Origin of the sequence: Neomoorella sulfitireducens, from assembly GCF_024733845.1 — a bacterium.
GTDB classification, from domain to species: domain Bacteria; phylum Bacillota; class DSM-521; order Neomoorellales; family Neomoorellaceae; genus Neomoorella; species Neomoorella sulfitireducens.
Window position 1 is genome coordinate 172,045 of the sequence record NZ_JANRHG010000004.1, and the last position, 26,034, is coordinate 198,078.

28 protein-coding genes, 3 tRNA genes and 1 pseudogene are annotated in these 26,034 nt (G+C 52.5%); 28 read left to right on the top strand and 4 right to left on the bottom strand.

What is annotated here, in order from left to right; all coding sequences use genetic code 11:
• Positions 1 to 68: 68 nt before the first annotated feature.
• The 7 genes from gnd (at position 69) to NWF31_RS06280 (ending at position 2,844) form a co-directional block, all read left to right on the top strand.
• Positions 69 to 1,013: a phosphogluconate dehydrogenase (NAD(+)-dependent, decarboxylating) gene (gene gnd, locus NWF31_RS06250; RefSeq protein WP_340674359.1), complete on the top strand. Its 945-nt coding sequence runs from the start codon at positions 69 to 71 to the stop codon at positions 1,011 to 1,013.
• A 113-nt stretch (positions 1,014 to 1,126) separates the two neighbouring features.
• Positions 1,127 to 1,201, top strand: a tRNA-Gly gene (locus NWF31_RS06255).
• An 11-nt stretch (positions 1,202 to 1,212) separates the two neighbouring features.
• Positions 1,213 to 1,288 (top strand) — tRNA-Cys (locus NWF31_RS06260).
• Positions 1,289 to 1,599: 311 nt separating this feature from the next.
• The gene (locus tag NWF31_RS06265; protein WP_258359647.1) at positions 1,600 to 1,986 is read left to right on the top strand and encodes a PaaI family thioesterase; all 387 of its coding nucleotides are present in this window, start codon (positions 1,600 to 1,602) and stop codon (positions 1,984 to 1,986) included.
• Between the two features lie 68 nt (positions 1,987 to 2,054).
• Positions 2,055 to 2,143, top strand: a tRNA-Leu gene (locus NWF31_RS06270).
• A 256-nt stretch (positions 2,144 to 2,399) separates the two neighbouring features.
• Positions 2,400 to 2,522 carry a DUF1659 domain-containing protein gene (locus NWF31_RS14920; protein ID WP_422880251.1) on the top strand — a complete coding sequence of 41 codons (123 nt, stop codon included), beginning with the start codon at positions 2,400 to 2,402 and terminating at the stop codon, positions 2,520 to 2,522.
• A 97-nt stretch (positions 2,523 to 2,619) separates the two neighbouring features.
• Positions 2,620 to 2,844: a hypothetical protein gene (locus tag NWF31_RS06280; RefSeq protein WP_258359648.1), complete on the top strand. Its 225-nt coding sequence runs from the start codon at positions 2,620 to 2,622 to the stop codon at positions 2,842 to 2,844.
• 177 nt (positions 2,845 to 3,021) lie between these two features.
• On the opposite strand, the gene NWF31_RS06285 is transcribed toward NWF31_RS06280, so the two are convergent.
• Together NWF31_RS06285 and NWF31_RS06290 are read right to left on the bottom strand one after the other, a co-directional pair.
• Positions 3,022 to 3,381 carry a type II toxin-antitoxin system HicB family antitoxin gene (locus tag NWF31_RS06285; protein WP_258359649.1) on the bottom strand — a complete coding sequence of 120 codons (360 nt, stop codon included), beginning with the start codon at positions 3,379 to 3,381 and terminating at the stop codon, positions 3,022 to 3,024.
• A gap of 891 nt (positions 3,382 to 4,272) precedes the next feature.
• Entirely contained in the window at positions 4,273 to 4,839 is a 567-nt protein-coding gene (locus NWF31_RS06290; protein ID WP_258359650.1) for a GerMN domain-containing protein, read from the bottom strand.
• Between the two features lie 274 nt (positions 4,840 to 5,113).
• Between NWF31_RS06290 and mdh the strand changes: the two genes are divergently transcribed.
• Entirely contained in the window at positions 5,114 to 6,133 is a 1,020-nt protein-coding gene (mdh, locus tag NWF31_RS06295; RefSeq protein ID WP_258359651.1) for a malate dehydrogenase, read from the top strand.
• A 79-nt stretch (positions 6,134 to 6,212) separates the two neighbouring features.
• Here the strand turns inward: mdh and NWF31_RS06300 are convergent, their stop codons facing one another.
• Positions 6,213 to 6,443, bottom strand: a complete 231-nt coding sequence (locus NWF31_RS06300) for a DUF1657 domain-containing protein (protein WP_258359652.1) — start codon at positions 6,441 to 6,443, stop codon at positions 6,213 to 6,215.
• A gap of 247 nt (positions 6,444 to 6,690) precedes the next feature.
• Here NWF31_RS06300 and NWF31_RS06305 point away from each other — a divergent pair, with 247 nt between their 5' ends.
• The 6 genes and pseudogenes from NWF31_RS06305 to nadE all read left to right on the top strand — a co-directional run bounded on the left by NWF31_RS06305 (position 6,691) and on the right by nadE (position 11,598).
• Positions 6,691 to 8,079 carry a radical SAM/SPASM domain-containing protein gene (locus NWF31_RS06305; RefSeq protein WP_340674355.1) on the top strand — a complete coding sequence of 463 codons (1,389 nt, stop codon included), beginning with the start codon at positions 6,691 to 6,693 and terminating at the stop codon, positions 8,077 to 8,079.
• Between the two features lie 81 nt (positions 8,080 to 8,160).
• Complete coding sequence (locus tag NWF31_RS06310; protein ID WP_340674356.1) at positions 8,161 to 9,561, top strand: aspartate aminotransferase family protein; 1,401 nt, start codon at positions 8,161 to 8,163, stop codon at positions 9,559 to 9,561.
• Between the two features lie 123 nt (positions 9,562 to 9,684).
• Positions 9,685 to 9,870: pseudogene (locus tag NWF31_RS06315) on the top strand (glutaredoxin family protein); the annotation flags it as partial.
• A 116-nt stretch (positions 9,871 to 9,986) separates the two neighbouring features.
• Positions 9,987 to 10,187 carry a hypothetical protein gene (locus tag NWF31_RS06320; protein WP_054935738.1) on the top strand — a complete coding sequence of 67 codons (201 nt, stop codon included), beginning with the start codon at positions 9,987 to 9,989 and terminating at the stop codon, positions 10,185 to 10,187.
• Positions 10,188 to 10,203: 16 nt separating this feature from the next.
• Positions 10,204 to 10,545, top strand: a complete 342-nt coding sequence (locus tag NWF31_RS06325) for a spore coat protein (protein WP_258359654.1) — start codon at positions 10,204 to 10,206, stop codon at positions 10,543 to 10,545.
• Positions 10,546 to 10,884: 339 nt separating this feature from the next.
• Positions 10,885 to 11,598 (top strand): NAD(+) synthase, encoded by a 714-nt coding sequence (nadE, locus tag NWF31_RS06330; RefSeq protein ID WP_277998874.1) that lies wholly within the window; start codon positions 10,885 to 10,887, stop codon positions 11,596 to 11,598.
• A gap of 45 nt (positions 11,599 to 11,643) precedes the next feature.
• Here the strand turns inward: nadE and NWF31_RS06335 are convergent, their stop codons facing one another.
• The gene (locus tag NWF31_RS06335; RefSeq protein ID WP_258359656.1) at positions 11,644 to 12,474 is read right to left on the bottom strand and encodes an SDH family Clp fold serine proteinase; all 831 of its coding nucleotides are present in this window, start codon (positions 12,472 to 12,474) and stop codon (positions 11,644 to 11,646) included.
• Positions 12,475 to 12,756: 282 nt separating this feature from the next.
• Here NWF31_RS06335 and NWF31_RS06340 point away from each other — a divergent pair, with 282 nt between their 5' ends.
• From NWF31_RS06340 to NWF31_RS06405, 14 genes are all read left to right on the top strand, one after another.
• Positions 12,757 to 13,566, top strand: coding sequence for an IclR family transcriptional regulator (locus tag NWF31_RS06340; RefSeq protein WP_258359657.1), 810 nt, complete (start codon positions 12,757 to 12,759; stop codon positions 13,564 to 13,566).
• Positions 13,550 to 14,362: a nicotinate-nucleotide diphosphorylase gene (locus NWF31_RS06345; RefSeq protein ID WP_258359658.1), complete on the top strand. Its 813-nt coding sequence runs from the start codon at positions 13,550 to 13,552 to the stop codon at positions 14,360 to 14,362. The genes NWF31_RS06340 and NWF31_RS06345 overlap by 17 nt, the downstream gene beginning before the upstream one ends.
• A 109-nt stretch (positions 14,363 to 14,471) precedes the next feature.
• Entirely contained in the window at positions 14,472 to 15,392 is a 921-nt protein-coding gene (locus tag NWF31_RS06350; protein ID WP_258359659.1) for a molybdopterin-binding protein, read from the top strand.
• Positions 15,367 to 16,140 (top strand): 2-keto-4-pentenoate hydratase, encoded by a 774-nt coding sequence (locus NWF31_RS06355; protein ID WP_258359660.1) that lies wholly within the window; start codon positions 15,367 to 15,369, stop codon positions 16,138 to 16,140. Before NWF31_RS06350 ends, NWF31_RS06355 begins: the two co-directional genes overlap by 26 nt.
• Positions 16,141 to 16,204: 64 nt before the next feature.
• Positions 16,205 to 17,080 (top strand): acetaldehyde dehydrogenase (acetylating), encoded by an 876-nt coding sequence (locus NWF31_RS06360; RefSeq protein ID WP_258359661.1) that lies wholly within the window; start codon positions 16,205 to 16,207, stop codon positions 17,078 to 17,080.
• Positions 17,077 to 18,096 carry a 4-hydroxy-2-oxovalerate aldolase gene (dmpG, locus tag NWF31_RS06365; protein WP_258359662.1) on the top strand — a complete coding sequence of 340 codons (1,020 nt, stop codon included), beginning with the start codon at positions 17,077 to 17,079 and terminating at the stop codon, positions 18,094 to 18,096. The genes NWF31_RS06360 and dmpG overlap by 4 nt, the downstream gene beginning before the upstream one ends.
• Positions 18,097 to 18,099: 3 nt before the next feature.
• Positions 18,100 to 18,720 carry a 4Fe-4S binding protein gene (locus NWF31_RS06370; RefSeq protein WP_258359663.1) on the top strand — a complete coding sequence of 207 codons (621 nt, stop codon included), beginning with the start codon at positions 18,100 to 18,102 and terminating at the stop codon, positions 18,718 to 18,720.
• Positions 18,720 to 20,141 (top strand): hypothetical protein, encoded by a 1,422-nt coding sequence (locus NWF31_RS06375; RefSeq protein WP_258359664.1) that lies wholly within the window; start codon positions 18,720 to 18,722, stop codon positions 20,139 to 20,141. Before NWF31_RS06370 ends, NWF31_RS06375 begins: the two co-directional genes overlap by 1 nt.
• 123 nt (positions 20,142 to 20,264) lie before the next feature.
• The gene (locus NWF31_RS06380; protein WP_258359665.1) at positions 20,265 to 21,146 is read left to right on the top strand and encodes an FAD binding domain-containing protein; all 882 of its coding nucleotides are present in this window, start codon (positions 20,265 to 20,267) and stop codon (positions 21,144 to 21,146) included.
• A 4-nt stretch (positions 21,147 to 21,150) separates the two neighbouring features.
• Complete coding sequence (locus NWF31_RS06385) at positions 21,151 to 21,603, top strand: (2Fe-2S)-binding protein (RefSeq protein ID WP_258359666.1); 453 nt, start codon at positions 21,151 to 21,153, stop codon at positions 21,601 to 21,603.
• Positions 21,604 to 21,616: 13 nt separating this feature from the next.
• Positions 21,617 to 22,879, top strand: a complete 1,263-nt coding sequence (locus tag NWF31_RS06390; RefSeq protein ID WP_258359667.1) for a xanthine dehydrogenase family protein molybdopterin-binding subunit — start codon at positions 21,617 to 21,619, stop codon at positions 22,877 to 22,879.
• Positions 22,880 to 22,901: 22 nt separating this feature from the next.
• Complete coding sequence (locus NWF31_RS06395; RefSeq protein WP_258359668.1) at positions 22,902 to 23,906, top strand: xanthine dehydrogenase family protein molybdopterin-binding subunit; 1,005 nt, start codon at positions 22,902 to 22,904, stop codon at positions 23,904 to 23,906.
• A 53-nt stretch (positions 23,907 to 23,959) separates the two neighbouring features.
• Positions 23,960 to 25,252, top strand: a complete 1,293-nt coding sequence (locus tag NWF31_RS06400) for a lactate racemase domain-containing protein (protein ID WP_258359669.1) — start codon at positions 23,960 to 23,962, stop codon at positions 25,250 to 25,252.
• 91 nt (positions 25,253 to 25,343) lie between these two features.
• The gene (locus NWF31_RS06405; RefSeq protein ID WP_258359670.1) at positions 25,344 to 25,838 is read left to right on the top strand and encodes an AmiS/UreI family transporter; all 495 of its coding nucleotides are present in this window, start codon (positions 25,344 to 25,346) and stop codon (positions 25,836 to 25,838) included.
• Positions 25,839 to 26,034 lie beyond the last annotated feature (196 nt).

Sequence of the window (26,034 nt, forward strand, 5' to 3'; positions counted from 1 at the left end):
CCGGGAAAGGGCAGTAAGGATGGATTATAAGGCGAGCATATTATCATACTAAAACATGGTCACAGTATATTTATCCGAGTGATAATTTCACATATAACAAAAGGGGGATACAATTTTTGCGCGTCGGCTTAATAGGCTTGGGTAAAATGGGCCTTAACCTGGCCTTAAATATGCTGGACCATGGTCATGAAGTTCTAGGTTACGCCCGCACGAGGTCGACAGTAGATAAAGCCGTTGCCCGGGGGGTTAAAGGAGCCTACAGCCTGGAAGAATTGGTGGAACAGATGGGTGTTCCCCGCCTTATCTGGCTCATGATCCCGGCAGGTAAAACCGTAGATGAAGTCATTGAACAGCTTTTACCCCTTCTTGCTCCCGGTGACATAATCGTAGACGGAGGTAACTCCTATTATAAAGATACCCTGCGGCGCTACGAATATCTGAAGTCCAGGGGCATTCGCTTCGCCGATTCCGGTACCAGCGGCGGTATGGAAGGTGCACGCTACGGCGCCTGCTGTATGATTGGTGCCGAGGAAGAGCTCTTTGCCTACCTGGAGCCTTTGTTCAAAGATATAACCGTTCCCGGAGGGTACCTTCATACCGGGCCCCCGGGCAGCGGTCACTATGTCAAAATGGTTCATAACGGCATTGAATACGGCATGATGCAGGCCATTGGCGAAGGTATGGAGATCTTGGCTAAAGGCCCCTTTAAACTTGATCTCAGGGCAGTTGCAGGAGTCTGGCGCCACGGTTCGGTGATCCGGGGCTGGCTTTTAGATCTAACGGAAAGTGCCCTTAGCAAAAATAACAATCTGGAAAGCATAAAGGATATAGCCTATTCATCTGGGGAAGGCCTCTGGACAGTAGAAGAAGCCATACGGCTGAAGGTACCCGCACCGGTAATCACGGCAGCGCTGCTGATGCGTTATCGCTCCGAGCAGGAAGAGAGCTTCGCCACCAAGGTAGTAGCAGCCTTGCGCCATGAGTTTGGCGGTCATGAGGTATCCAGGAAGTAGGAATATGCTTTTGTGTGGTATCCTGAAATTTATTGCCGCTATTATCGACATAGAGCCCGGAATGCCTTGACAGGGCTTTTTACCCGTGCTATAATCTAACATGCAGTGAGCGAGCGGAAATAGCTCAGCGGTAGAGCATCGCCTTGCCAAGGCGAGGGTCGCGGGTTCAAATCCCGTTTTCCGCTCCATTTTTTATCATGGCGCGGTGGCGAAGTGGCTAACGCCGCGGTCTGCAAAACCGCTATCCGCCGGTTCAAATCCGGCCCGCGCCTCCAGGTTTTATGGAGACCATTTCCCAAAAGAAATGGTCTCCTATATTTATGTTTGAGACGCATGCCGCCTGATAGCGGCCATAATAACGGGCTGGCATTTGCTGGAGCGAGCGACTTGGTCCGGGCGTTTGGACAGCCCCGGTGAAGCCAGGGAGCGGGAGCGGGGACAGGGAGGCCTTCGGCCGGATATAAGGTAAGGATGCCGGATGGGCCGGGAACCCTGGCCGGGCCTGAGACTGATCCGCGAGGACCAGGGAGCGAGCAAAAATGCCTGCTTGTAGAGTAGTCATTTTCAGGGTGGGGTGATGCTGATTATGAATGGCGGGGTACAGGGGGTTCCGGCCAATCCTTTCATAGAGCTGCTTGAAATTGAATTTATACGCGTTGAGCCGGGACAGGCGGAAACCAGGCTTAAAATAGCCAGCAAACACCTGAATCCATGGAATTACGTCCATGGCGGTGTGTTTGCAGCCATGGCTGATGCAACTATGGGTGCTTCTATCCGGGGATTGGCGAAGGTGTTTACAACTGTTGGGATAAATCTTAACTATATAAAACCTGTCCGGGAGGGCGAAGAGATTACCTGCCGCGGTTCAGTAGTTCATGCGGGTAGTCGAATCATACAAACGCAGGCGGTGATGACGGTAGAAACCCGCCTGGTCGCTACGGCCAGCGCCACTTTTTATGTGCTTGATTCTTGAAATCAAGACGTTGAATCGATGTTGAAAAAGGGCTAGAGTGTATGTTATAATGAGGGCGCAATGTTTATGCGAGAGTGGCGGAACCGGCAGACGCCCGAGACTTAAAATCTCGTGGACCTTTTGGTCCGTGCGGGTTCAAGTCCCGCCTCTCGCACCACCTTGAGAATCAACGGTTTATGGGCTTAACAAATGGCCTATAAACCGTTTTTTATTGTATAGTATCGGGTAGTTGGGCCAAAAATCTTGTGTATCTAAAATTACACGGAACACTAGCACCGCCTAGAAAAAGGTGATCTTTTTATGGCTAGGAAAAGAAAATATGAGATAATTGTACCGATTTCCTGGCAGGAAGCCCGCAGACGGGGACCGATACAAACGGACAGCCCGTTTACCGGCTGCGCTCCTACAGCCGGGTGAAACCAGCGGCCACCGACCAAGATGTCTTTGACGTGGCCCAGGCCATCGGTACCCTGCAGGTTAATCCATTTATCGCCATCAGCCGGTTGAACGAGAACGATCTGGCCGCCGGGTCCTAATACCCGGTGTTTTTAAAAGAGCTATACAGATGGCTGTATAGAGGAAGGAAACGTGATATATTTAAAGTAAAGTAATGAGCTAGGGGGGGAAGTGCCAGTGGGTCTCGAGCAAAGGCTTAATGAGCTGGAAGCAAGGGTAAATAACCTTGAAAGAAAATTTAATACCGAAATGGAAGTGGATTTCTTAAGAAAGGAATTATCTCAACCTGTGGACAGAAGTGCAGAGGATATAGAGCAGGCCTTAAAAATAATAGGTATGGGCGCAGGCCCGCGGGATATGGCGAAAAACTTTCGCCGCTATCTTTATGAGGGGAAACAATGAGCAGGGCCGTTTTTGTTCAGCCGCTGGCCGGGTCCCGCCGCGTTCTTGAGGGCGTGGCTAATAGCAACAACCCTCATACACGCGGCGGTGAATTTTATTGCTATCAGAGAAAACAAATTCAGCGTTTTAATTTGGTGCCCAATTGGTGCCGAATTGATTGAGATAGTACCGAATTACCTACCCTTTATACCCGGTTCCCCGGGATAAGTGGTAGATGATAAGCTGGTTCAGGCTGGTACCTTCCTCTTTAGCTTTTTCGGCTAAGGTACGGTGAAGGGATTTTGGGATACGGATATTCAGCTTTCCGGAATACTCTTCCGGGGTGGGTTCTGGTATAGGGTGGCCCAATTCCAGGGAGGTTTCTAACCAACATCTTTTAGCATCCTGAATCATGGCCATTGCTTCGTCTATAGTTTCTCCCTGGCTTAAGCATCCTGGCAAATCGGGTATTTCGACTACGTACCCGCCTTCTTCAGCAGGATAAAGGACTATTCGGTAGGGGAGGGTCATGTAATAATCCAGGCCCTTTTTAGTCATTGCCTATCACTCCCTCAAGTATTTTTATAGCTCGCTCCACATAGATAGCTTTAATGTGAGGTTGATGATAAGGGATCACAATGACGGCAGATCCCTTGATATATATGTAATGGCTGGATCCTTTGCCGGGCTGCCTTCTTTGAAATCCTGACCGGCGAAGAATTTTATCCAACTCCTCAAACCGGACCTGTTTGGGGTTATTTTTTATCCTTAGGAGGAGCTTTTCAAGTTGCCCCATCACGGTCACCTCTGATCGTATAGTACTATATATGAGGGCAAAAAACAAGGAGGCAAACTTATTGTAAGGCCAGGTAGGGACATAAACCTTAACGACTGCTTCCTTTTATTGGCATGCTTTATTACGACCGCCCAAAAATAAGAAGGTTTAACAAAAGAAGGACGAACCCAAACGGGCAGTGATCTCTTTTGGGCCTGAATACGCGCCCCTGGAACAGCGCCAGGTGGAGCTGGCTATCGAAGAAGCGAACGGCTGGTACCCAGGCCGAAATTGATTGTATTTGCAGCCTTCCAGTTTGACCCCGGAGCAGCCAGGGATATGGCCATGGAGCGCGCGGTTTCTTCATGACCTCCGGTAAGGTTTTCTATACTTCAAAGTCGTACCGGCTCCGGGGCAAAAAAATATGCGCCCACTCCCTTCGCGGCCCATAAGGGCCCCTCCGGGAGAGGGCGCAGGTCAGTCTTCCATATCCTGCAAGTTGTAGTTGGGGTATGACGCCTTTTTGGCCGCTGGCGTCACCCGGCCTTCCGGCCGTCAGCCGTCGGCCAGACTTCTACGCGTGCCTGGGGGCGTGAATGGTGGCCATAATCCTCAAACAGGCGACGGTGAATTTCATAAAAGCCCCCAGGCCTTAAGGGGGAAGTTTTTTTAGTTCAATTAAGGAGTAATACGGTTTCGTTTCTACCCAGGGGTTCAGATATATCTACATGTCCGGCCAGTGATTCGAGCTTTTTTCCTTCAACCAAAATCTGCACCTTTTCAATTTCCGGGAGTTTAATAAGGGTGTTTGCTATAGCTGCCAGTACCAGCACTTCTCCCCTGGAGCCCACGTTAAGACTTTTTATTTCCTGGCTGAAATCTACCGTAGCCAGGCCTTTTTCCGTCTTAACTCCCAGAACTTTTACTGTTTGGGGCAATACAGGTTTAAGGGTAGTTTCTTTAGGCCCGGAAATTAGTTCCTGTAAAACCTTTTCGGCAGTGAACCGGGAGGCGTCGATGCGGCGCAATTCCGGTGCGAGATAAAATTCACTGGGGGTTTCTTTAATGAAATAAAGGGTTGCAATCCTTTCTGCGGAAGCCTGGAGCTTTTGCCGGGTTTCTGCGAGCTGGGCTTGCAGGTCGGCGACTTGCTTTTCAAGTTGTGCTGTTTTGCCTCCGGAGCATCCGGGGATAACAAAAACTAGAAGAATAGCAAGCAGGGCTAAAAAAAGTTTACGCATCCTTCTTCCCCCTCGATTAATTTATTTATCTATAGCTTACCACACCTGGAGACTTCTTTATAACCCGCAGGCGGATTGTTAGAGAATCTCTTTTACGCATTCCTATGAAAAACTTTTTCACATCATGAAGGAGATTCACAATAAATGGCTAATTATAATTATAAAACTGTATACATAATACTTTAATCTGTATTCAATATACGCCCTTTTGTCTTAATGGCGACCGGAAATGGTTTGCACAGGGCAAAACAAATTTTTAACAGGAGTGTTTAGAATGGCATTTAACCGTCCTAAAATCGCCTTGATCGGCTCCGGCCAGATCGGCGGGGTACTTGCCCAGCTGTGCGCCCAGCGTCACCTGGGTGATGTTGTTATGTATGATGTTATTGAAAACATGCCCCATGGTAAAGCCCTTGATATAGCTGAGGCGGCACGCATTAACCAATCTGACGTCAAGATTTGGGGGACCAATGCCTACAATGACATAGAAGGGGCCGACATTTGTATTGTAACGGCGGGGGTCCCGCGCAGGCCCGGCATGAGCCGGGATGATTTACTTACTATCAATGCCACCATTATCAAGACGGTCGGTGAAAACATAAAAAAATTTGCCCCCGATTCCCATGTCATTGTTATTTCCAACCCTCTGGATGCCATGGTTGCCCTTATGCAGTATATAACCGGTTTTCCCAAGAACCGGGTCTATGGACAGGCAGGCGTTCTCGACTCTTCACGGTTTGCTACCTTCTTAGCCTGGGAACTCGGTGTTTCCGTTAAAGACATCAATGCCCTGGTTTTAGGAGGTCATGGTGATAGGATGGTACCACTCATCCGTTATGCCAACGTTAATGGTATTCCCGTGATGGAACTTCTCAAAGAAAAATATGGGAGCAGTACAAGAGCTAGAGAGGTAATTGAAGGGATTATCGCACGTACCCGCAACGCTGGCACGGAAATTGTGGCCCTCCTGCAAAAAGGTTCGGCCTTTTATTCTCCCGCAGCTGCTGCTATCGAGATGGTAGAAGCCGTCCTTCATGATGAAAAGCGCCTGCTGCCGGTATGCGCCTACCTGCAGGGTGAATACGGGGTTGATGGTTGTTATGCCGGCGTCCCGGTTATCCTTGGTAAAGAGGGGGTAGAAAAGATTGTTGAGATTACCCTTAATGAAGAAGAACAAAAGATGTTTACCGGTTCCGTAGCTGCCGTCGTCAAACTCATCGAAGATTTAATACGTCTTGGCTTTCTACCGCCGCAATATCAATACGAGAAGAGCCGGCTTGAACTGGTAGGGTAAAAAAGCGTCGTATTCTTACTTAAACTGGCATATGCTATAATATAAGCCCCCGTAAGACGGGGGCTATGCCAAAGGGACGCTACTGCATTTTGCCCTGCGCCTGCTGGAAAACTTTGTACTGGGGTTCCTGGCTTTCCAGGTAGTTGACGCGCCCCTTTAAGCCCTGGGCGATATTTTCTATTTGATTGGCATAGTCGGTAAATTGCTTCTTGGCATTTTTATCCTCGGTTTCCAGGGCGAAAGTTTTCAGATCGGCAGCGGCGCCTTCCAGGCTGGTGAGGGTCTGGTGCATTTTGGTGCCTACTGTCATTTATAAAGCCCTCCTTTGCAGTATTGAGTCCCTGTCCAGTTGTTAGTTTTGACCCTAAAAGAGAATAATATAAGATGTAGTTTCTGCCCGGGTGTGAACCCTTGACCAGAAATGGTCTGAAGTGTATAATGAAAACAAAAATTGGTCTTTTGGGTATTACGGGAGGTGGTAGCCGGCGTTGATAGACGTAGGTGCTACCTTTTTGTTTTTTATTTTCGTTTATTTCCGATGAAAGGAGGTCCTCAACGTGAACCTGGCAGCAACTTATGTGGGGGAGAAGTTGCTGGAACAGGGAGTAAAATTAATCCTCAATAACCCGGAAAAGAATATTTCCCGCCTGATTGCGTTGGCGGAGAAACTGGCCCGGGATCAATACCACCGGGAAATAGTGGCTAATGTAAAAAAAGTCCTGGAAGACCGGAACAGCAACTGGTACCATTTTGCCCGGAGGTTACTTACCCAGACCCATCCCAATATCAGGCAGCGCCTGGCCATAGATTTTTTTGTTAATTCAACTTTTATCGGTGTACCGCGACAGAAGGAATGGGCGGCAAAACTCGGTGTTGCCGTACCTTGGGCCATCCTCATGGATCCGACGGAAAAGTGTAATTTGAACTGCGTGGGCTGCTGGGCCGGCGACTACCAGCGGGCGCAGGAGCTTGATTTTGCGACCATGGATCGTATCGTTACCGAAGGTGAAAAGCTGGGCATTAATTTTATTGTTCTTTCGGGCGGCGAACCCTTGATGCGCAGAGATGATATTATCCGGCTGGCAGAGAAGCACCCCGACCAGGTTTTCCATCTCTTTACCAACGGCACTTTAATTGATCAAAAATTCGTTGACGACATGGTCCGCCTGGGGAATATCACCGTGGCCTTGAGCCTGGAAGGCTTTGAGGAAAAGACCGATAGCCGTCGCGGTAGGGGCGTTTTCGCCAGGGTGATGCGGGCCATGGACCTCATGCGGGCCGCAGGGGCCGTCTACGGCGTATCGGCTACCTACAGTCGCAATAATACCGAGGAGTTGGGCAGCGAGGCCTTTGTCGATATGCTGGTAGAGAAAGGGGTTGCCTTCGGCTGGTATTTTACCTATATCCCCATTGGTAAAGACGTTGATCTGGAGATGATGGCCACACCGGAACAGCGGGCCTGGATGTTCGAGCGTATCCAGCACTTCCGCCAGACCAAGCCCATCTTTCTCGTTGACTTCTGGAACGACGGTGAGGCCAGTAACGGCTGCATCGCCGGCGGACGGCGTTATTTCCATATTAACGCGGCCGGGGAAGTGGAACCCTGCGCTTTTGTCCATTACAGTACCTGCAATATAAAGAACATCAGCCTGGTTGAAGCCCTGCAGAATCCCCTTTTCCGGGCCTACCAGAAGCGGCAGCCCTTCAACCAGAACCTGCGCCGGCCCTGTCCCCTTATTGACAACCCGGAAATGCTCCGCGACATTGTGGCCGAATCGGGTGCCCGCACGACCCAGCTCCACGACGACGAGACGGCGGACGAATTTGCCGCCAAGCTGGCTCCCTATGCCAGGGCGTGGGGAGAGGTTGCCGACGGTATCTGGGTTAAAGAAGGAAAAGCTGTGCCTGGAGCAATGGAAGGGGAAAATTGTTGCCGTGTCCATTAGACAAAAAGCGGGTAAAGATGGTAAAATGACCTTGAGAGGGCGGCTCTTGAGGTCATTTTTATTTTATATTTAGAAAGGCACGTGAAGAGATTGACGAAAGATAAGTTGTTCAGCCTGGATGAGGCTATGGAGTTTTCCCGCCAGGAGACGCGGGAGTTATTTCGCCGCTATGTCAATCCCGGCCTGGCGGGAATGCTGGCCCTGCTGGATTTTGACAAGGCCTTTGCCAGGGCGGAAGGTATTGCCGTCTGGGACAGGGAGGGAAAGCGTTACCTGGACTTCCTGGGAGCTTATGGCGCCCTCAACCTGGGCCATAACCCGCCTGAGGTACTGGCGGCCGTAAAAAGGGTCATGGAACGCCCCAATCTCCTCCAGGCCTCTTTAAATCCCCTGGCTGCAGCCCTGGCCCACAACCTGGCGCAGGTGACGCCCGGTGACCTGGAGCGCGTCTTTTTCTGCAACAGCGGTACTGAGGCCGTGGAGGGTGCTTTGAAGCTGGCCCGGGCTGCTACCGGCCGGGATAAGATTGTTTACTGCCTTAATTCTTTCCACGGTAAAAGCTTCGGCTCCCTGTCGGTCACCGGCCGCGAAAAATACCAGCGTCCTTTTACTCCTTTACTGCCGGGCTGCGAGGCGGTGCCTTATGATGACCCGGAGGTTCTGGAAGCCAGGCTGGCCAAAGGCGACGTGGCTGCCTTTATTGTTGAACCCATCCAGGGTGAAGGTGGTGTTATTGTTCCCCGTGACGGCTACCTTAAAGGGGCGCGCGACCTGTGCGACCGGTATGGTACTTTATTAATTATCGACGAGATTCAAACGGGTTTTGGCCGGACAGGCTATCTATTTGCCTGTGAACACGATGGTGTGGTACCGGATATCATGTGCCTGGCCAAATCCCTGGGAGGCGGCGTCATGCCGCTTGGCGCTTATATTGCCCGGCCCGGCGTCTGGGATAAAGCCTACGGTGGTATGGATAAAGCTTTGCTCCACACATCCACCTTTGGCGGCAATACCCTGGCGGCAGCTGCCGGCCTGGCAGCCCTGCAGAGTATCCTGGAGAAAGACCTGGCCGGCCAGGCGGCTGCTAAAGGGCGAATCGTCCTGGAAAAACTGCGGCAGCTTAAAGAGAAATATAACCTCATTAAAGAAGTGCGCGGCCGGGGGCTCCTCATCGGCCTGGAGTTTAACCAACCCGTGGGAGGGTGGTTCGACAAACTTACCCGGGGCAAGGTGAATGAGCTGGCCGGGGAATATTTCGGGTCCCTGGTGGCCGGGGAACTGATGAATAAACACCAGGTGATCACCGCCTATACTTTAAATAACCCCAATGTTATCCGCCTGGAGCCGCCTTTGATCGTCACCGAAGAGGAGATCCAGCAGGTGCTGGCGGCCCTGGAAAATATCCTCCAAGGGTACGGCTTTATTGGTGTAACTTTAAGCGGCGCCAAAACAGCCCTGGGTTCCCTGTTGAAACGGAAATAAATTCATCCTAAAGGCATAAAACCGGCGGCTTCCCGGTAGACTAAGAAAAAATTCTCCCGGGAGGTAAGCCGTATGCCGGATAATGTAATTGTTTACACTACGCCGACCTGACCCACCTGTAAGACGGTGAAAGAGTATCTTTCACGGCAGGGCATTAGCTTTGAAGAAAAGGATATCAGTGCAGACGACCGGGCCATGGAAGAATTGTGCCGACGTCATGGCGGCCTGGCGGCCGTGCCCACTTTGATCGTCGACGGCCAGGTAATAGTCGGCTTTGATGAAAACCGCTTAAATAAATTATTTCATTGACGCCGGGGTAAATGCTCCGGCCTGGTTTTTATTGGTTGCCATTTATATGTATAGGCACCAGGCATTAGGGAAAAATGATCCCTGGTAAAATTAAATATTAGGAAGGAGGCCGTACTATGGCAGGTTTAACCCAGGCTGAATTAATGCAGCTCCGGGAAAATTTAAGCAACGAATTATTGATGATCCGGAAATTCGGGGCCTACGCAGCCCAGTGCAGCGATCCCCAGTTAAAGCAGGTGTTGAGTTCTGTGCAGCAGGCCCACCAGCGCCACTATAATACCCTGATCCGCCACCTGGGCGGGCAGCATATGATGTAAAAAGGGGGAAGGTACTGTGCAGTTTTTTGATGACAAGACCATTTGCAGCGATTGCCTGGCGAGCGAAAAACTTCTAACTAGCTCCTATAACATGGCGATTACCGAGTGTGCCAACGACCAGCTGCGGCGGGATTTTATAAACGTTTACCAGGATGAGCAGAACTGCCTTAAGGCCGTGTGGGATGTTATGCACGCCCGGGGGTGGTACCAGCTCAATATGGCCGGGCAGCAGGAGATTGTCCAGCTACAGCAGCGTATGCAGCAGGAACAAATGCAGCTCCAGCAGGGCGGCATGACAGGTGCCCAGATGGGGATGGCGTCCCAGGCTGGCGGTGGGATGCCCCAGTACAGGGTATAGTGTTGTTAAGAAATTACCCTTCAAGGAAGACGAAGATAAATGCCTCCGGTAGGATGCTGCCGGGGGCTATTTTATAACTGCTCCTGCCGGATATTCCGCGGCAGGAATCGACGTTTTGGCGTCGAAAATGGTGATTTAGAACTTGGACTTTTTATTCGAGAAGGTCGCCCGGTGCGGTCACCCGGTGTTCCCGGCAGCACAGGGGGGTGCTGTCACAAACGGCAAAGGTGCGTAGCAGCGGGGAGAGGCCCTCAGCCGGCGGCTAAAATCTGCTGCTACCGGCCTGTGGTTGGAGCCGGTTAAGCAATCCGGGAGGTAATCATTGTGGACGCAGCAAAAATGGTCGCGGACCTGGTTGCATGGTTGCAGGAAGAGGTCGCCAAAGCCGGAGCCAGGGGAGTGGTCCTGGGTTTAAGTGGCGGCATTGATTCTGCCGTGGTGGCGAATCTCTGTCGGCTGGCTTTCCGGGAGAATTGCCTGGGAGTGATCATGCCCTGTCACAGCGACCCTGCCGACGCTGAGGACGCGCGCCTTGTGGCCCGCCATCTTGAACTACCGGCGGTGGAGGTGGTGCTGGACGAGGTCTATGACCGGCTGGTGCTGCTGCTGACCGGGAAACCTTATACACCCGGTCAGCGGAGCCTGGCCCTGGCCAATTTAAAGCCGCGCCTCAGGATGTTGACCCTGTATTTTTTGGCCAACGAGCGCAATTACCTGGTCATCGGCACTGGCAACAGGAGTGAGCTGACTGTTGGGTACTTTACCAAGTATGGCGACGGCGGTGTGGACCTGCTGCCCCTGGCCAACCTGGTGAAGTCCCAGGTAAGGGAGCTGGCCCGTTACTTAAGACTGCCGGAAAGGATTATTACTAAAGCCCCTTCAGCGGGGCTATGGGCCGGCCAGACTGATGAGGGCGAGATGGGCCTCACCTATGAAGTCCTGGACCATTATCTCCTGACGGGGGAAGCGCCGCCGGCGGCGAAAGAGAAAATAGAGGCCATGGCCGCCTGCAGTGCCCACAAAAGGCGGCTGCCCCTGGTACCGCCATTTTAGGCGCCGGTAACCCCGTTAAGCACGCGGCTAATCAGGCCGGGATTTTTAACGCCGCCCCCCGTCGCGGCGGCTGTAGGGCAGGGGCACGTACTGGACCGAAGGCCGGCGTCCGGCCGGCTGGGGATAGAGTTCCATGAGCTGGTATATTTCCCGGGGCAAACCGGTTTTCACCGGCAGCCCCATTTTTATTAACTGCTCCACACCTATTGGATAGTCGTGGGTCCAGTGTCCTTCACTTAAAATGGTGGCCAGTTCTTCGGCCTTCTGGCGCTCCATTTTTTCAGCCAGGAGTTCTACCAGGCTCTCCCGCACCTGCCGCATGGCCTTGCGGGCGATATCGCCCAGGATAAGGGTGCGGTCGTCAATCTCATTTTTATCCTTTTCTTCGATAACCTTAAGGATCGAGGCCGCCGGGTACTCGCCCAGCTGTGGGTCGACGGGACCCAGGACAGCGTTTTCGTCCATGACGATTTCATCGGCTGCCAGGGCGATGAGGGTGCCGCCGGACATGGCATAGTGGGGTATGTAGACGGTTACCCTGGCCGGGTGTTTCAAAATGGCGTGGGCGATCTGCTCGGCTGCCAGGACCAGGCCGCCGGGAGTATGGAGGACCAGGTCAATGGGCATATCCTCGGGGGTTAGACGAATGGCCCGCAGGAGCTGCTCCGAATCTTCGATATTAATGTAGCGAGTAAGGGGAATGCCCAGGAAACTCAGAGCTTCCTGGCGGTGAATGAGGGTAATAAGGCGCGAATTCTTCTTCTTTTCAAAGGTCCGAATAAGGTGCAGGCGGGCGGCTTCGATGCGCCGCTGGTGCAACATGGGTAAAAAGGCCGAGATCAGGAAGATGATCCAGATGATACTCAGGAAATCCACGGCCGGGGTACCTCCTTTACCTGCTAATATTATCCCTGATTACCCTCAGAATATGCCCTGCCTATGGAAGTGCAAGAATTACTCAGTTCAATATAGCCAATAAAATTACGATAATATCGAATAAAGAGTATGGTAGCACGGCAGGAATACTAAATTCAATGGCGAATTTGAATTTAAAGATATACAGAACAGCATTTGATAATGTCGAATACGCTAGCGGTACTTGTTATATTCTTAAACCAACGAACCCGGAGCGGTTATATTGAAATGGAGGCTGGCATTATGGCAGTAAATAACCGGAATAATGCCTCGCGGATTCGCTCGGTGGCCAAGGCATTAATGATCCTTGACCTCCTGGCCGCCAACCAGCGAGATATGTCCCTGGCAGAAATAGCCCGCACCATGGATTTGCCGAAAAGCACCCTGCATGGGTTGCTGGCTACCCTGCGGGATTTCGGTTACCTGGAGCAGTCGCCCTTTGACGGCCGCTATCGCCTGGGAGTGCACCTTTTTGAAATCGGCAACATTGTGGCCAATAACTGGGACGTCCGCAAGGTAGCCGGCCCCTATATACAGAAACTGGTAGACGAACTGGGGGAGACAGTCCACCTGGTGATCCTCGATAAGGGGGAAGTACTTTATATTGATAAGCGGGAAAGCCAGCAGTCCCTGCGGATTGTTTCCCAGGTGGGGATGCGCCTGCCGGCCCACTGTACCGGCGTGGGCAAAGTACTGCTGGCCTACCTCCACCCCAGCGAAGTGAAGCGCATCATTGCCACAAAAGGCCTACCCCGCTACACCCGTCATACCATCACCGACCCGCGCTGGCTGGAGGCAGAACTGGAAAAGATCCGGGCGGCAGGGTATGCCGTAGATAATGAGGAAATTATGGACAGTCTCCGTTGCGTTGCTGCTCCGATAAGGGACCATAACGGCAAAGTATGTGCTGCGATTAGCGTAGCTGGCCCGGTGGCGCGGCTGGAAGGAGAGAGGTTCCAGCTGGCCGTAGAACTGGTCACCCGGACGGCAGCGGAGATTTCGACCGGGCTGGGATACCGGCCTGCTCTAGGTAGTGATGCCAGTGGAGCTTAGGGAATTTCTCTTTGCCTCCCTGGAGGGGCACACCCTGGTCTTTGCCATCACCGCCCGGGAAAGGGGGATTTTCTCCGGGGCAGCCCGGCTACAAGAGCTTGCCGGTGAGCTGGGACTTAAAGTTACCTGGATAGCCCCCGAGGGTTATGCCCTGGAAACGGGAAGCTGCGTTTTCCGGGGTAGAGGAGGGGCTCAGGAGATTGTCCGGGCTGAAGAAATGCTCCTGGGGGTCATCGGTAAGCCCTCCGGGGTGGCTACGGCGGCGGCTAATTTTGTCCGGCAGGCCGGGGGGCGGATTAAAGTCGTCTGCGGCGCCTGGAAAAAGGTAGCCCCGGAAATAAGGGACGAGTTGCGCCGGGCCATCGCCACCGGCGGTGCCGGTATCCGTATTACCGAACGCCCCTTTATCTACCTGGATAAAAATTACGTCCGCCTTTTAGGAGGCGTCGAGCCGGCGGTGAGCCGGGCGCGCGCCTATGACCCGGAGCGGGTGATCGCCGTGCAGGTCCGCGGGGAGGGCTGGCCCATAGCCGGTGAAGCTGAGGCCGCAGTAAGGGCCGGGGCAGGAATTATTATGGTAGACACCGGCCTTCTGGAGGACCTGGCAACAGTGGTGACAGCAGCGCAGCAAGGCGGCTGGCGGGAAAAAGTAAAACTCGCCTTTGCCGGCGGCGTCACGCCAGCAGGCCTGGAGGAGGTAATTGCCGCCGGGGCGGACATCGTCGATGTCGGCCGGGCCATTATCGATGCGCCGCTGCTGGATTTAAGCCTGGATGTGGAAGGGATTTCTGTATAAACGGAAGGATAACATTTTACATTCCAACTCAAGCAAATTATACACCATTCTGTTGCCATCATATGGCAAGCGGGGCCAAGTCAAATACTATGAGAAGGGGGATTACCCCGTGGAATGGGACTTGCTGGAGAAAACGACCTTCTGGATCGATAACATTGAACTAACCGCCGCCGACCTGGGCCAGGTGGCCGCAGCAGCAGCCGCCGCCATGGAACTACCAGCTCAGGAAGTAATGGTGGTGGACGTCCGGCCGGGGCTGGTGGCCTTTGATATCCTGCGGCGCAGGGTGTGGGCGGAAGCAGTAGCCGGCAAGGAGAAGGAAATCTTAAGGCGCCTGGCGGATTTGCCGGGGGTAACTTTGAGGCCGGGGGCTGCCGTCCACTCTGAAGGGGTCCTGGGGCTCATTGCCCTGGAGCCGGGGGAAGCGGCCCGGGTGCTGGCGGAATCAGCCCGCATGGCCCGGGGTATCAGCCAGGCTGTTGCCCGGCGAGCCATGGTTTTTGCTTCCGGAGCCGAAGTTATAGCCGGGAAAATCAAAGATACCAATTCGCCTTATATTATAGCGGCCCTGGAAAAAGCAGGCTACCAGGCGAGTTTTGGTGGTATCCTGGAGGATGACGCCCTAGCAGCGGCCAACCGCCTGGAAGGGGCCCTGGAAGAAGGCTATGGATTGCTGATCACTACCGGGGGCGTCGGGGCCGAGGACAAGGACTTCAGCATTGAAGCCATCTTACGCCTGGACCCGGAGGCCTGTACCCCCTGGATCTTGAAGTTTAAACCTGATTATAACCGTCACCATAAAGAAGGGGTACGCATTGCTGTGGGCAGGGTAGGTATATCTTACCTGGTAGCCCTGCCAGGTCCCCATGAAGAAGCCCGGCTGGGCTGTGACCGGCTGATCGCCGGCCTGGAACAAGGGTTGGAGACGGAAACCCTGGCAGAATATATAGCCGGTGCCCTGCGGGAACGTTGGCGAAGCGTAATGAAAGAAGGAGGACATGAACATGGATTACCGGGGCATTGCCACTGAACTCCTGGCCGCAGAAGCCAGCTGCCGGCCCATTGAACCGCTGACCGCTACTTATCCGGATTTAACGGTAGAGGATGCCTACCGCATCCAGCTGGCCGGCATAGAGATGAAGAAAGCGCGGGGCAGCAAGGTTATTGGTAAAAAGATCGGCCTGACGAGCAAGGCCATGCAGCAGCTGCTGGGGGTCAATGAACCCGACTACGGGCACCTGCTGGATAACATGCTACTCCTGGAGGGAGAGCCCTGCCGGCGAGAGGAACTCCTTTTACCGCGGGTGGAGGGGGAACTGGCCTTTATCTTAAAGGACACCCTCAAAGGCCCGGGGGTAACCATTGCCGACGTTTACCGGGCTACGGAAGGCATCATGCCGGCCTTTGAGATTGTCGACAGCCGTATCCGCGACTGGAAGATCAAGCTCCAGGATACCATTGCCGACAACGCCTCCAGCGCCCGCCTGGTCCTGGGCAGCCGCATGGTACCCATTAAAGACCTGGACCTGCGCCTCATCGGTATGGTGCTGGAAAAGAACGGGGAAGTGGCGAGTACCGGCGCCGGTGCCGCCGTCTGGGGGCACCCGGCGGCAGCCGTAGCCTGGCTGGCCAACAAGCTGGCTGCCTTTGATATCGCCCTGGAAGCCGGGGAGATCATCCTCTCCGGCGCCGTCACCGCAGCCGAAAACGCCAGCGCCGGCGACGTATTTACCGTATCCTTCCACGGCCTGGGGAGCCTCAGCCTGAAGTTTGTGTAGGATAAACCGGTGCTGCTGGCCAGCAAAGCCCGGCCGTGAATAAATGGTAAAAGGAGATGTGACAGTGGATAAAGTTAAAGTGGCCGTCATCGGCCCGGGGAATATCGGTTCCGACTTGATGTACAAGATCCTGCGCAGCCGGCACCTGGAGATGGCCCTGATGACCGGCATTATCGAGTCCGAAGGCATCAAACGAGCGCGCGGGCTAGGCATCAAGACCTCCACCGCAGGCGTCCAGGCTGTCCTGGAGGATAAAGACATAAAAATAGTCTTCGATGCCACCGGGGCCAAACCCCACCTGCAGCACGCCCCGCTTTTAAAAGAGGCCGGTAAAATCGCCATCGACCTGACGCCGGCCGCCGTCGGCCCCTATGTCGTGCCCTGTGTCAACCTGGACCAGGTCAAAGCCGAGCCCAATCTCAATATGGTCACCTGCGGCGGCCAGGCCACGGTGCCCATAGTCTACGCCATCAACAGGGCGGCGGGAGCCAGGTATGCCGAGATTGTAGCCTGCATTGCTTCGAAAAGCGCCGGGCCGGGCACGCGCCAGAATATCGACGAATTTACCCAGACGACGGCTAAAGCCCTTACCGTTGTGGGCGGGGCCCAAAAAGGCAAGGCCATTATTATCCTGAACCCGGCCGAGCCGCCCATTATGATGACCAATACTGTTTACGTAGAGGTAGAGCGACCGGATGAGCAGGCCATCCGGACCTCGGTAGAGGCCATGGTAAAGGAAATCCAGAGCTACGTACCGGGCTACCAGCTCCGGGTGCCGCCCCTGCTGGACGGGAATAAGGTAACGACAATCATCCAGGTGGAGGGTGCCGGCGATTTCCTGCCCAGGTACTCCGGCAATCTCGATATCATCACCTCCGCCGCCGTGGCCGTAGCGGAAAAACTGGCCCAAAAGATTTTAGCAGGGGAAGTGGCAGCATGAAAAACACCAAGCTTATCCACGTGGTCGATACAACCTTGCGCGACGGCAGCCATGCCGTCAGCCACCAGTTCACGGCGGAGCAAATTGCCGCCATTGCCGGCGGCCTGGACGCTGCCGGGGTGGAATATATCGAAGTTTCCCATGGCGATGGCCTGGCCGGTTCCTCCTATAACTACGGCTGGGCGTTGCTCAGCGATGAAGAAATGCTTAGAGCGGCGGCCGGGGCCATAAAAAATAGCAATTTGACCGTCCTGCTTCTGCCGGGCATCGGCACCCAGGAAGACCTGGAAATGGCGGCTCATTGCGGCGCGAAGGCCGTAAGGGTGGCCACCCACGTCACCGAAGCCGACATTGGCGAGCAGCACATCGGCATGGCCAAAAAGCTGGGGATGCAGGCCTTCGGTTTCTTGATGATGTGCCACATGGCACCGCCGGAAAAGGTGGTCGAGCAGGCCAGACTCTTTGAATCATACGGGGCGGACTTTATCTATGTAGCCGATTCCGCCGGGGCCATGCTGCCGGAAGACGTCAAAGCCAGGGTGGGGGCCGTGGTGGAAGCCGTGAAAGTACCCGTGGGGTTCCATGCCCACAACAACCTGACAATGGCTACGGCCAACGCCCTGGCGGCGGTAGAGGCCGGCGCGATTTTCCTGGACGGTGCCTGCCGGGGTTTAGGGGCCGGGGCCGGCAACGCCCAGACCGAGGCCCTGGTAGGCGTGCTGGAGAAGCTGGGCTACCAGACGGGCGTTGATTTCTACAAGATTATGGATGTGGCCGAAGATATCGTCGAACCCATCATGCACCGGCCCCAGGTGGTGCGCAATGCACCCCTGATGCTGGGCTATGCCGGTGTTTACTCCAGTTTCCTCTTGCACACCTACCGGGCGGCCGAGAAATTCAACCTCGATCCCCGGGACATCCTGGTTGAACTGGGAAGGAGGCGGATGGTCGGCGGCCAGGAAGATATGATTGTTGATGTTGCTTATCAACTGGCACATGGGAAAGGAGGGGCTTAAAACTTGAAGGTAGTCAATTTGCTGGCGGCAGTTGCTGCCGAAAAGTGCCGGGGCTGTAAAACCTGCGAGAAGGTCTGCCCGGTGCTGGCGATCAAGGTGGTGAACCGGAAAGCCGTTGTCGACGCAGAACGCTGCCGCGGCTGTGCCGCCTGCGAGCAGCGCTGCCCGGACTACGCCATTACCATGGTGAAACGGGAAGAGCCGGTGGTGGTCAAAGTCGACGTCAGCGCCGTTGACTATGCCAGGGTGGAAGACCTCTGCCGCCGCGCCAGGCTGAACCCGGAGCAGATCATCTGCTACTGTACGGCCACGCGGGCGGAAGAAGTCGCCGCCGCCATTTTGCAGGGGGCGAGGTCCCCGGAAGAGGTTTCTTTCCTCACGGGGGCCCGTACCGGCTGCAAGGTGGAATGCATCCAGCCCATCCTGCGCCTCCTGGAAGCGGCCGGCATCAAGCCCGAACCGCCCCGGGACGGCTGGCAGTGGTACGGCCGGACGGTAACGGTGTGGGAGATACCTGAGGGAGTCAAGCACAAGTATGCTACCCGCGGCTTTTACTTTGACGAGGACATCAAACTTTTGGACCGGGTAGTGGCAGCACCTGTACAGGGAAGGAGGGATTCCTGATGCGTCCTCCCATTACACCCATACCACCAAGGAAGTCCCAGTATGGCATTGACCCCTCCCTGGTTAAAACTCGCGTCAGCGAGTTGCCGGGCATGACCTCCGTATTGCTGAAAGAGCTTTTCCCTGACCTGCCGGAAGTAATTTATCCTGGCGAGGAGGGGGTGGCCGCCGTCCGTAAAGCTACTGAGGCAGCCCTTCAAAAAATCGATATGAGTAAGATCAAGCCGGAGCACTCGGTCAATATCCTGGCCTCCCATCACGGCTTCACTCTCCTGGGCGGCGAGCCCTACGCCGAGATGCTAAAGACCCTCAAAGACGTTATCGAAGCCCGGACGGGGTGTAAGAATATCCGCCTGCGGGCCGGTGTGGGCCTGCGCTTCCGGGAGACGGAAGAGTATATCAAGCGCTATGGCCTGGATAAGCACTTTGGCGGCAAGGCCATCGGCGTGGCGCCCATCGACCAGGGGATACCCATTGAAACCGAGATAGGCACGCTGTACGGCATCCGCAAGATTTATGACGCCGACTGGATTGTCCATGCCCATAACAGCGATGTGCGCGAGGTCCACTTCCACCGCCAGGTAGACCGGGCTGTGAAGCCCTTTGGCATGTCCTACGCCCGCATTGAGACCCGGTCCACTTATCACCAGAACCTGGGTCCCCGGGCGGCTAACTTTACGGCCAGGGCCATCTTTGACTCGCCCTTTGTCCAGGGCAAGTTTGCCTTTGCTTCCTTCCTCACGGTGGCACCCAACGGCATCATCGGCGTCGACGCCGACAACGACCTCTATGCCCTGAACGACCGGGTGACGCAGATCGGCTGCCGTTACTACGGCAAGATGATGACCCTCTTCGGCGAGATCGACGAGTGCATTGCCGCCCTTGATTTTCCCTGCCCGGTGGTGTATGTCTTTTCGGCCGGGGTCATTTACGCCAACTTTGCCGGGGCCAATACCGATCTCTACGACCTGGACCTGCCCCTGCCGGCCTATACCTGGTACACGGAAGCCTTCTACGGCAAGGCAGGTAAGCCGCTCCTGAAAGATATACCCCCATTGAACCCGGCCATCAAGATGTGCGTCCACAACTACGCCTGGACGGGATATCCCAGCGCCTTCTTCAGCGAGCACATCCCCACGGTGGTAGTGGGCCAGGAGCAGGCGGACCTCTTCAACCGTGATCCCCAGAACCTGACCTATATGAAGCATGCGGTGGTGGCCGAAACAACGGAAGCGGCCATGGAGTTTGCCTATAAGACTACCGGTACCCGCAAGGTCCTCATCTTTGACGGTGCCATGGGCGGCATTAACGTCAGCGAACCCCTGGCTGAGCTGCTGCTAAAGAAAGCGCCGGCAGTCAGCGAACGGGTGGAGAGTGAACTCCTGCCAAAGTGGCTGCGGCAGCGGGGTGTAGACAGATGAGGGAGGTGAAAGGTAAGAATAATAGCGGCCTGGCAAAGTAAAAATTTTTAAAGTGGAGTAATGTTAAGCCAGTTACGTAAAAAATTCAAAAAAGGCAATTAATAAACGAAAGGGGCGAAAGTGATGAGCGTTCAGTATTATTCACCCGGCAGTTTTACCGAGGCTTTACAAGTCCTGGAACGTAATAGCAATTATACACTACTAGCCGGGGGAACGGATGTCGTCCCGCGGCTGAATTTAAGGCAAGTAAAGGATTTGCAGGGTTTGATCTACCTCGGCAATATTGTAGAAATGAAAAAGATAGTTGAGCATAATGAGCATATTTTCATTGGTGCCCTGGTAACCCATGCCCGCATAGCCGCTTCGGAACTTTTAAAACAAAAGGCTTATAATGTATGGTACGCCAGCTACCATATGGGTACGCCTGCCATCCGTAACGCAGGTACTATCGGCGGCAACCTTGTCAATGCTTCCCCTGCCGGCGACAGTTGTGTGGCTTTGCTGGCAGCCGGCGCCCTGGCCAGTATAAAATCATTGCATGAAAACAGGCTGGTGCCTGTGAAAGAGTTTTTTGTTGATAAAGGAAAGACGGTATTAAAACCGGGCGAAATTCTTTATGGTGTTCATTTACCCAAGGCGGCAACTGGTATAAAGAAAGGTTGTTCTTACCAGAGGATTGGAACCCTGAAAGGCAGTTCAACGGCTATTATAAACATCGCCGTGGAAATAGAACAGGATACCGAAGGTATGTGCAGGGCCTGTCGGATTGGCGCCGGTGCTGTGGCCAGTACCTCTGTTCGTTTGTACAGCCTGGAAGAAATTTTTGTGGATAAAAAAATGAGTTGGAGCTTAATCGAACAAGCGGTCAATGAGGTAGATGCGTATATCAATCCCATTGATGATACTTACGCGACAGCCTGGTACCGCCGTAAAGTAATTAAGGTGCTGCTTAAAAGGGCTCTGGCAGAGGCGAGCGGCCTGGCAAGTGAGCAAGAGGAGGTTTAAAAAGATGGAAGTCAGGTTTGTTTTAAATGGAACAGAAGTAAAAGTAGACGTCAAACCTACTGCTATTTTAACTGACATTTTACGTGATAAACTAGGTGTAACCAGTGTTAAGAAGGGTTGTGAAACAGGCGATTGCGGTGCGTGTGCTGTTTTACTTGATGGGGAACTGGTGAACTCTTGCCTGGTTTTGGCTCCAACGGTAGCGGGTAAGAGCGTGACTACTGTTGAAGGTTTAATTGTCAATGGAGAAATTGATATTATTCAGAAACGCCTGGCTGAATATCACGGTACCCAGTGCGGTTATTGTACCCCGGGCATGGTAATGGCTATTAAAGCCTTGTTGAATAAAAATCCCAAACCCTCAGAGGCAGAGATCAGGCGGGCTATCTCCGGTAACCTTTGCCGCTGCACGGGTTACCAGAAGATAGTAGAAGCAGTCCAGAGTATTACAGCATGAGGAGGGATATGTAATGGGAAAAGTAATCGGCCATAGGATTCCTTTATATGATAGCTACCGGCATACGACGGGGCAGACACGATATGTAGATGATATTTATCTACCCGGTATGCTTTATGTAAAAACGGCTAAAATACCAGTGCCCCATGCCCGCATCCTGAATATCGATACCACTGCCGCAGAAAGAGTAGCGGGGGTGGCGGGAGTTATCACCCATAAAGACGTCCCTAATAATTACTGGGGTGCTTTTGTCCAGGACCAGCCTGTTCTGCCTGATAAGTTTGTCAGATTTCTTGGACAACCGGTGGTTGCCGTCGCCGCTGTGGATGAAGATACCGCCTACGAAGCCGTAGATAAGGTTAAAATCGATTACGAAGAATTAACCCCTGTATTTGACCCTGAAGAAGCCATGCATCCGGGGGCGCCTGAAGTTCATGAGGGTGGCAATATTGCCAAATTTGGCGGTTATGATGCCATGATGGTTCGCCTGGGGGATGTCGAGAAAGGTTTTGCAGAATCGGATTATATTATTGAGCATAAATTCCGTACCGCTATGAATGAACATGCTTTCCTGGAACCCCATTGCAGCGTGGCAGAAGCAGATGCCAGCGGGCATATTACTATTTATACTGCATCTCAAACTACTTCCTGGCATCAGTTTTTAATCTGTGGGGTACTTGGTGTACCTATAAACACTGTGCGGATAGTATCCAGTCCGACCGGCGGAGGTTTTGGTGGCAAGTCTAACCCGGCAACAGAATTTGTCTGTGCCATTCTGGCCAGGAAAACCGGCAAACCTGTAAAATGGCGCTGGACCAGAGAAGAAGAGTTTTTAATTTCAACAGTACGTAGTGCGGATATTATGTGGATGAAGACCGGGTTTAAGAAGGACGGGACATTGGTAGCCCGGAAAATTCGCTATATCCAGGATACCGGTGCTTACAATGATTTCGGAACTTACGGCATGATGAAGCTTACTTCTCAAATTAATGGGCCTTACCGAATTCCAAATGTATGGTTTGATGGGTATGTTGTTTATACCAACAAACAGGTGACGGGTCCCATGCGGGGTTATAGTATCACCCAATCAGTTTCAGCAAATGAAACCCAAATGGAAATTATCGCCGAAATAACCGGCCTGGACCCGATTGAAGTACGGATGAAAAACCTATTGCAGGATGGCGATATCCTCCCGACCCAGCAGGTATTGGAAGCAGTGGGTGTCAGGGAAACCCTGGAAGCTGTTATCAAGGCTTCCGGCTGGTATAATAAATAAACCTGAGGAGGTGTACAGCATAATGAAAAAACGCGGTAAGGGAGTAGCAGTGACTATTCATTCTTCAGGTTTGACAGGGGGTAATGACCCCAGCGAGGCTATTGTCCGTTTGCATGCTGATGGGTCTGTAACAGTTAATATTGGCTCGGTCGAAATGGGACAGGGCATTAAAACAGTGGCACGCCAGATAGCTGCAGAGGTTTTACAACTGGACCCTAATCTCGTCACGGTGATTGCCGGCGATTCCGATGCCGACCCCATGTGCACCGGGCAGTTTGCCAGCAGAACGACCCTGGTCTGCGGCAACGCTGTGAAGAAAGCTGCAGAAGCCTTAAAATACAAGCTACTGGAGTACGCCGGGGCTAAATTCCAGACGCCGGTAGAAAAATTAATATACCAGGAAGGTGTAATTACTTCTACTTTAGAACCTGAAAAGAGTATCAAGGTCAAGGACTTGGCAGCTGAGGCTTTTTGGGTGGCGCAGGACGCGCTTATAGGTATTGGGCGACATTGCCCAACTTTTGCGCCCCGGGATAATGAAACAGGCAAGGCTGATTTTTTCCAGGCTCTCCAGTATATATCCTGTGTAGCTGAGGTTACCGTTGATGACGAGACAGGTATTGTAGAAGTAGAGAAGATGTATGTCGCCCTGGAAATGGGCACGCCCATAAATCCTTTATTGCTGGAAGGGCAGATAGAAGGCGGGGCCGGTTTTGGTATTGGCTTTGGCCTGTCCGAAGATGTGTTGCCGTATTACCCCTCTATTAAACATATGCGCACAAGTTTTCGAGAGTACCGTATTCCTACGGCGTTGGATATGCCTCGTATAGAAAGTATTCTTATTGAAAAGCCCAGTTCTTTTGGCCCCTTCGGTGCTAAAGGTTGTGGCGAGATAGTAGCCAACGTTGGGGGACCTGCTATCGTCAATGCCGTTTCTAATGCCCTGGGTGGGATTAAGTTTTATGAGTTACCGCTAACACCCGAAAGGATCCTTCGGGCACTGGAAGAGAAACGGCAAAAAGGTTAACCAAGAGGTTAACCCGCAGAATAAATAATAACTTACTGAAGGAGGTATCTTTCATGAAACTGCAAGTGCCCTATGAAACTGCAGAGGATCGCGGCGTGTTCCTTGAACTTGAGGTAGATGAAAAGAATTTAGCAGGAAGTTTTATTCCTCATGAGCAGCCGCCCTTACCCAGTATTACCAAGGCTGTAGCTGCAGCTGTAGAAAATCCTGTGGGCAGTAAAAAGTTATCTGAACTTCTGGTCGGTGCCAGAAAAGTTACAATTATAACTGAAAACCAATTTCGCCAGGCACCGGTGCGTGAGGTCCTGCCTGTACTGATTGAAAAGGCTAAAAACGCGGGCGCGCAGGTTACGATTGTCATCGGTTGCGGTAAGGTCCCGGCACTATCGGCTGAAGAAATAGAAGAAAAGTTGGGTCACGATATTGTTAAGAGCTGTATCGAAGTCTTTTGCAATGATGTGAGCAAGCCAGAAAACTATGTTTTTAAAGGTATCACATCTGCCGGGACGCCTGTCTGGATTCACCGTAAGGTAGCAGAAGCAGATGTTATTCTTACGGTAAGTACTACGCAGGCTACTTTATGGGGTTATGGTGGCTCGGGTATGATTATACCCGCTGTATCTAGCAACGAAACGATTGAGATAAATCATATTATGTCTCTAGCCCCGGATTGCGTACCTGGTAATAATAATTGCCGGATGCAGCTTGATAAATACGAAGCCGCTCGCCTGGCGGGAGTAACGATGGGTATCAATATGATCGTCAATAATCGCTTTGAAGTAACTTACGTTAATGCCGGTGATTTTGTCACGGCTCACAAGGAAGCTGTCAAAGTTTATGATCAGGTTTATCGTTTTCAAGCCGATGCATTTAAGGATAATAAGGCTGATATAGTCATTGCTGGTTCATCGGCACCGACCGATCACTTGTTCTTTCATACCGGCTGGGCAATTGTCAACTGCCTTCCAATTTTGAAACCTGGGGGAACGGTAATCTTTACCTCTCCTTGCCCAGGCTATGGTTCTTGGCCTGGATTTGCCCTGATGGACCTGGTAAAGGACTTTATGCCACCTACCCCGGAGAATAACGAAAAAGCCCTGAAGGCTTTCTACACCCGTTCTCGGGAACTATGGGCGGGATGCATCTGGTACAAGATCTATAACGCCATGCTTCATGCTGATTATTATATTGTTACCCGCCCCGAAAATCTGGAAATAGCACGTGATTTTGGGTTTGTTGTTTATGACAATTTAGAGAAGGCTTATAAAGATGCTCTAGCCAAACATGGTGCCAGTGCACGGGTGGCTTTTGTTCCTTATGGACGCTATAGCGTGCTGGAGGTGTAACTTTAGAATTTTTATCAACCTGGTACAGGCAAAATTTTGCCTGTACCAGGCAAAAATAAAAATTAAAATAAAATAATTAGGAGGGTTTTTAATGGCTGCTATTGTATTATTAATAGCATCTTTTATTTTCCTGGTAGATGCCGCTTTTATGTTTGGTAAAGTTAATCCCAAAGGGGCCGCAACCGCTAATGCCATAGTAGGTTCCTTAATGGCGGTTCTTGGTTTGTGGTTGTCTGGTACAGCTAGAGATGGGGCGACATTAATAGTTGCGGGGCTTACGATGGCCTTTTCGATGTTTTATCTTATTCTTGCTTGGGACTTATTTGGTGAACATGATTTGACCGGCCTGGGTTATTATTGCCTGGGAGCCGGGCTTTATGTAGCCCTTACCTCTTATTTCTATTTTAGTATCGGCGATTTACGATTTGGTATTTTCGCTTTGTCGTGGGCCGTATTATTCCTGGCTGCTTTTGCGTCTATGGCTTTGAAACTGGCATGGGGAAAATTTATCGGTTGGCTATTGGCGATAGAAGGTGTAATCACTCTATTAATCCCGGCTTTTCTAATCATGGCCGGTAAATGGTAATTTAGAATATTAGTATTAGCGAACAGTGACGAACTGAAGGTAGCAGAGAGGGAATGCATCAGTGGTACCATTAACGAGAAGATAGGTTCACGTAACTGGACTGCTGGGCAGTCCCTTTCGAGTTATATTTACCGGGTACGGGTTACAATAAAAATTGCCATACGATAAAATTATTTTTTTAGAAGAGGTAGAACAG

Coding starts and splice junctions, on each gene's coding strand:
- NWF31_RS06290 (WP_258359650.1), bottom strand. CDS start 4,839: ATGCGTAAACTTTTTTTAGCCCTGCTTGCTATTCTTCTAGTTTTTGTT.
- NWF31_RS06355 (WP_258359660.1), top strand. CDS start 15,367: ATGGATTACCGGGGCATTGCCACTGAACTCCTGGCCGCAGAAGCCAGC.
- NWF31_RS06285 (WP_258359649.1), bottom strand. CDS start 3,381: ATGACTAAAAAGGGCCTGGATTATTACATGACCCTCCCCTACCGAATA.
- NWF31_RS06390 (WP_258359667.1), top strand. CDS start 21,617: ATGGGAAAAGTAATCGGCCATAGGATTCCTTTATATGATAGCTACCGG.
- NWF31_RS06345 (WP_258359658.1), top strand. CDS start 13,550: ATGCCAGTGGAGCTTAGGGAATTTCTCTTTGCCTCCCTGGAGGGGCAC.
- mdh (WP_258359651.1), top strand. CDS start 5,114: ATGGCATTTAACCGTCCTAAAATCGCCTTGATCGGCTCCGGCCAGATC.
- dmpG (WP_258359662.1), top strand. CDS start 17,077: ATGAAAAACACCAAGCTTATCCACGTGGTCGATACAACCTTGCGCGAC.
- NWF31_RS06385 (WP_258359666.1), top strand. CDS start 21,151: ATGGAAGTCAGGTTTGTTTTAAATGGAACAGAAGTAAAAGTAGACGTC.
- NWF31_RS06380 (WP_258359665.1), top strand. CDS start 20,265: ATGAGCGTTCAGTATTATTCACCCGGCAGTTTTACCGAGGCTTTACAA.
- NWF31_RS06400 (WP_258359669.1), top strand. CDS start 23,960: ATGAAACTGCAAGTGCCCTATGAAACTGCAGAGGATCGCGGCGTGTTC.
- NWF31_RS06405 (WP_258359670.1), top strand. CDS start 25,344: ATGGCTGCTATTGTATTATTAATAGCATCTTTTATTTTCCTGGTAGAT.
- NWF31_RS06395 (WP_258359668.1), top strand. CDS start 22,902: ATGAAAAAACGCGGTAAGGGAGTAGCAGTGACTATTCATTCTTCAGGT.
- NWF31_RS06265 (WP_258359647.1), top strand. CDS start 1,600: ATGAATGGCGGGGTACAGGGGGTTCCGGCCAATCCTTTCATAGAGCTG.
- NWF31_RS06300 (WP_258359652.1), bottom strand. CDS start 6,443: ATGACAGTAGGCACCAAAATGCACCAGACCCTCACCAGCCTGGAAGGC.
- NWF31_RS06340 (WP_258359657.1), top strand. CDS start 12,757: ATGGCAGTAAATAACCGGAATAATGCCTCGCGGATTCGCTCGGTGGCC.
- NWF31_RS06375 (WP_258359664.1), top strand. CDS start 18,720: ATGCGTCCTCCCATTACACCCATACCACCAAGGAAGTCCCAGTATGGC.
- nadE (WP_277998874.1), top strand. CDS start 10,885: ATGGTCGCGGACCTGGTTGCATGGTTGCAGGAAGAGGTCGCCAAAGCC.
- NWF31_RS06320 (WP_054935738.1), top strand. CDS start 9,987: ATGGCAGGTTTAACCCAGGCTGAATTAATGCAGCTCCGGGAAAATTTA.